This window comes from Streptomyces sp. NPDC029138 (assembly GCF_055564375.1).
In genome coordinates this window covers 1-5276 of sequence record NZ_JBVHWM010000136.1, presented here as the reverse complement: position 1 = coordinate 5276, position 5276 = coordinate 1, and the positions used below count along the sequence as shown (strand labels likewise).

Annotated in this window: 2 protein-coding genes and 1 pseudogene; 2 read left to right on the top strand and 1 reads right to left on the bottom strand. The window is 68.5% G+C overall.

Going from position 1 to position 5276, the window contains the following annotated elements:
• Positions 1-180 (top strand): annotated as a pseudogene (locus tag ACZ4WH_RS43820) (hypothetical protein); the annotation flags it as partial.
• A 1575-nt stretch (positions 181-1755) separates the two neighbouring features.
• Here ACZ4WH_RS43820 and asnB read toward each other — a convergent pair.
• Positions 1756-3606, bottom strand: coding sequence for an asparagine synthase (glutamine-hydrolyzing) (asnB, locus tag ACZ4WH_RS43815; protein ID WP_468191921.1), 1851 nt, complete (start codon positions 3604-3606; stop codon positions 1756-1758).
• Between the two features lie 340 nt (positions 3607-3946).
• Here asnB and ACZ4WH_RS43810 point away from each other — a divergent pair, with 340 nt between their 5' ends.
• Complete coding sequence (locus ACZ4WH_RS43810) at positions 3947-5194, top strand: cytochrome P450 (protein WP_468191919.1); 1248 nt, start codon at positions 3947-3949, stop codon at positions 5192-5194.
• Positions 5195-5276: the final 82 nt, after the last annotated feature.

Sequence of the window (5276 nt, the reverse complement as noted above, 5' to 3'; positions counted from 1 at the left end):
GTGCAGCTGAACGAGCACATCGGCAAGGTCGCCGTCCTGGGCATGGCCCCCCGCCCGGGACTCGGCGTCACCGACCCCGGCCGCCGCGCCAGCATCGGCGAGGACCGCCTCGACCCCTTCAGGACACTCCCGCAGAACGCGGGCCTGGCGCCCGTACTCACCCATACGGCGAGAGTGTGACGCCTCTCCCGCCGTTGCGAAACGACATCCATCCGGCCACCCTTTCGGTGGCCGAGCATCTGGCCGCTTCCTCACCCGGTGCTGCGTTCAGAACTCTCCCACAATCAGCTTGCCGATCACATACCACGAGCTCCAGGAAGCGGCGCTCACTCACACACACCACCTGGCAGCGCGTGGCGATGGTGGACGCGCCACGCTGCTGATGGACCCGACGGGACTGGAGTTCGTCCGCACCCGGCTGAACTGCGCCGCAGCCGGGTTATCGGCACGCTGGTACACGTATCATCACGGCGCCACGCCGTCCGGCGCCTGCGGGCCATCGCCGACGACGCGGAAACCGACCTGATGCCGACCAGTCGCGAAGCGCAGAACCGGCTGACCTCCGACTTCGGCGACATGCCGGAGCTGCGCGAACTCCCCCTGCTGACCACCGACGAAGTGCCCGAGCCGAGACCGCCGGCGCCTCCGCCGCCGTCGCCCGGCGTGGCGCGCGGCTGCTCGGCCGAGCGGAAGCCACCCGGGAGACCTTCGGCGCCCGCATCCGGGGCGAGGAGGATGCCGGAACCCGTTGAGCACCGCCCGCCAGTCGGCGGCTTCGCGCGGGCACAGGTCGCAGACGAAGTCGGGCTCCGCGACGTGAGTGCCGCGGAGCCGTGGCAGGGCCTCCAGCCAGCGTGCCGGACGCCGGATGAACGCCTCGGGGCCTATCAGACAGGAGGGGATGCTCGCGCCCCAGTAGGAGTACCACGCCGAGCATCGCGCCCATGTCGTGGAAAGCGGCGGCCAGAAGACGACCGCCCCCGTTGCACGGCCGTGATCCGTCGGGCGTCGGCGGCGTTGTGCCAGACGTCGACGTGGGACGCACTACCCTTCCGCCCAGATCTCGCCGATCCTGTGAGGGTGTGACGCCGGGGGCGCCTGTGCGGCCGGACAGCAGGACGTAGTCGTCCGCCATCGCACCGACCTCTGGGCGGCACCGGGCTTGACGCCCATCAGCCGCTCGGCGATCCCCGCGGCACGGCTTCGGTGGTAGCCGCCCGGCCGGGCCATCGGGCGGCCGCCGCCCCGGAACAGGCGTGACTCCCGTTCGGGCGTCACGGGCCGCCTGCCGGGTCCCCGGCCGAGACGACGGCCACGCAGCCGTCACCGCATCCCGAGGAGAGCACAGAAGCACTTGCCGCCGCTTCGGCGGCAGTGACAGGCCTTGCCGGCAGACGCGCGCCGACCACCGTCTGCGTGGACGGCGGAAGACGTCGTTGAATGCTCCCCTCCCCGGAGGGAGGGGGTTCGGGCCGCGCGTGCCCGCGTGAACCGCACCTCGCCCCATGGGGGCGGTGACCTCGGATCCGACGGCTCGCCGCACATCGGCGTACCGGCGGAATCCCCTCGCGTCGTGGCCGGAACGGCGTGAGACTCTCTCCCGTAGCTGACATGGGGGCGTTCCGGGACGCGGTCACCGCGTGGGCGGAGGGCAAACCCGGCGCCCCCGCGCACGAACTGGCCGCGCGGCCGCCCGTCCGGGGGCCTTCCTGATCGCGAGCCGGTGAACCCCTCCGGTCGCAGCACCAGCCACACCTACAGCCGTATCTCCGGCTGCCAGAGATCGAACCAGGCATCCAGTTCGAGGACTCGCTCGAGCGCGGCCCGCTCGGACTGCCCGACCGCTCCCGGATCGGCGCGCGCGATTTCCCGGATCCTGTCGCCGTGCATGACGTCCGGGACCGGGCTCTGCGCGGAACCGAACACGGAGCCGACCTGGCGTTGCAGTTCGGCGACGTACCGCTGGTCCTGGGTGGACGGGTAGGGGCTCTTGACCCGTTCCATCACCGACCGGGGGAGCACATCGGCAACCGCCTGTCTGAGCAGGCTCTTCTCACGTCCGTCGTGCACTTTGAAGGACCAGGGCGCGTTGAAGACGTAGTCGACGAGACGGTGGTCGCAGAAGGGCACCCGCACCTCGACGCCGGCTGCCATGCTCATCCTGTCCTTGCGGTCGAGCAGCACTCGGACGAAGTGTGTGAGATGTGCGTAGGAGATCTCGCGCATCCGCGCCTCGACAGGATCGGCGCCCTCCAGAGCGGGCACCTCGGCGAGTGTTGCCCGGTAATGGGCGGCCAGGTAGTCGGGGAGCGCCAGGGACTTCGCGAGCGACGGTTCGAGTCCCACCGCGGAGCCCGTCTGGCGGGAGAACACGTCCAGCCATGGGAAGGTGTCCGCGGCCCGCGCCCGGGCGTCGTGCATCCACCGGTAACCGCCGAACACTTCGTCGGCGGCCTCTCCTGACAGAGCGACTGTGGCGTGCTCGCGGATCGCCGAGAACATCAGGTAGAGGGAACTGTCCATGTCGCCCAGATTGAGCGGCAGATCACGGGCGCCCACCGCGGCTCTGCGCACCGCGGGATCGGCCAGCGCCAGGGAATCGAGCACGACGTCCCGGTGATCAGTGCCGACGTGCCCGGCGACGTCGTGGGCGAACGGCGTGTCGGGGCTGGGGCGCACCTCGTCCGGGCGGTCGTCATCGGCATGCCCTGCGAAGCCGATGGAAAAGCTGCGCACCTTCTCCCCGGTGGTCTCGCGGACGTGCCGGGAGGCCAGCGCCGTGATCGCACTCGAGTCGAGCCCGCCGGAGAGCAGCACGCAGCCCGGCACATCCGCTCGTAGCTGGCGCGCCACGATGTCGTCCAGAAGTTCGCGCACCGTGCGCACCGTCGTCGTGAGGTCGTCGCGGTGCCGCGATGCTCCGAGCTGCCAGTACCTCGACGTGTGCAGCCCACCGCGATCGACGACGACCATCGTGCCGGGCACGACCTCGTGCATGCCCCGCCATACGGCCCCGCCGACAGTCTTGACGAAACCGAACGCACAGGCGAACAGCTGACGCAGGCCGTCGAGGTCCACCACGCGTTCGACGGACGGGTGGGCGAGGATGGCCTTCGGCTCCGAGCCGAACAGCACGCCGTCGGGCGTGGGGAAGTAGTACAGCGGCTTGACGCCCATGCGGTCGCGGACGAGGAGCAGCTGCTCCGTGCGACCGTCCCACACGGCGAAGGCGTACATGCCGTTGAGCCGCTCCGCGACCGAGGCACCCCACTCCATGTAGCCGCACAGCACGACCTCGGTGTCACTGTTCGTACGGAAACGGTGCCCGCGCAGGCGCAGTTCGTTCCGCAGCTCCCGGTAGTTGTAGCACTCCCCCGTGTAGACGAGGACTACGGGCCCGTCGGGCGTCTCGTGCACCATGGGCTGCGCCCCACCCACGGGGTCGACGACGGCCAGTCGGCGGTGCCCCAGGACGGCGCGCGGGCACACCCACAAGCCGGCGTCGTCGGGCCCGCGGCGGGCCATGGTCGCACTCATGGCCTCGCCGACCTCCCGCTGATCAGTGAGGTCGTGCCGAAACGCCACCCAACCTGCCATTCCACACACAGTCAGTCTTCCCTCCGGTTGCGTTCTGGATTTAACTTCCCGTGATGCCGCCCGGTTGCAGCAGGCTCGGAAAATCCCCCCATTGCCATGCGCGGAGCGAAATTACGCGACCCCTCGCCGGAATTCCAATGCATTCCCCGCACTCCAGCGAGAGAAAAGTGACGCGTATCACTTGACGTATATCTGGCTGACTTTTTAAGCTCCTTAAAGCAGCTCCTTTTCCTCAGGCACCGGATGTTCCGTCATCGATTAGGGGTCATCCGCCGCCCACTTCTCACACCGCCCGACACGCACCATTTCGTCGCGCGGGGCGATCTCTTCCAAGGGAAGCACTGGAGTCATGGTTCTGGACCTGAGCATTGAGCGGGCGGGCCGCTGCCTGACCGATCCCGCAAGCTACACCGACGACGAATTCCTCCACCGGGCGCTTACGATCCTGCGCCGGGAGGCGCCGCTGCACTGGGTGGAAGAAGAGGGGTACGACCCGTTCTGGGCTGTGACGCGGCATGCCGACGTCATGAGGATCGAGCGGGAAAACACGCGCTTCCTCAACGCGCCCCGGAGCACGCTGACCCCCCGGGAGGAGGAGAAATACACCGAAGCCAATGGCGGGAACCTGACCATGCTGGTAAACCTCGACGGCGCCAGGCACCGGCTCGTCCGCGCCATAGCGGCGGACTGGTTCAAACCGAGCGTACTGCGCGAGATGGAGACGCAGATACGGCGGCTGGCCCGGCGGTACGTCGACCGCATGTTCGCTCTCGGTGATTCCTGCGACTTCGCCGCCGACATATCGGTGCACTATCCGCTCTATGTCATCATGGCGATGCTCGGACTGCCCGAGAATGACTATGAGATCATGCTCAAATGGACGCAGGAGATGTTCGGCAGGGCAGACGAGGACAAGGCGCGGGTACTGGGCGCCGCCGCCCTGGCTGAGCCGAAACAGGACATGTTCGAGTATTTCGCCAGGACGACGGCCGAGCGTCGTGCCCACCCGTGTGCCGACCTTTCCTCCCGTATCGCCAATGCGCGGATCGACGGGGAGTACCTCTCCGATGTCGACGCCCTCTCCTATTACGTCCTGATTGCCACCGCCGGCCACGACACCACCAGTTCCACCTTGTCCGGCGGGCTGCAGGCTCTGATCGAGCATCCGGAGCAGATGGCCCGGCTCGCCGAGCGCCCGGACCTGCTGCCGTACGCCGTGGACGAGATGATCCGGTGGGTCACTCCGACCAAGTCCTTCATGCGCACGGCCGCCGAGGACTGCCGCATCGGCGGCACCGCCATCCGCCGGGGGGACTCGCTGCTGCTCATGTACCCATCGGCGAACAGGGACGAGGAAGTCTTCGACGATCCCTTCCGCTTCGACATCGCCCGTACACCGAACAAGCACCTCTCCTTCGGATTCGGCGTGCACCGCTGCCTGGGCGCGACGCTGGCCAAACTGGAGGTGTCGGCGTTCTTCGCGGAGTTGCTGCCGCGGCTGCGCACCATCGAACTCGCCGGACCGCCGGCGCTGACCGCGACCACCTTCGTCGGCGGGCTCAAGAGTCTCCCCATCCGCTACGAGCCGGCCGACTGAGACTCCCACGCCGCCTCACCCCCCAAGCAAGCCGGCGGGACCGGACCGCTCCACCAACATGCCGAAGGGGTCGAGGCGGCAT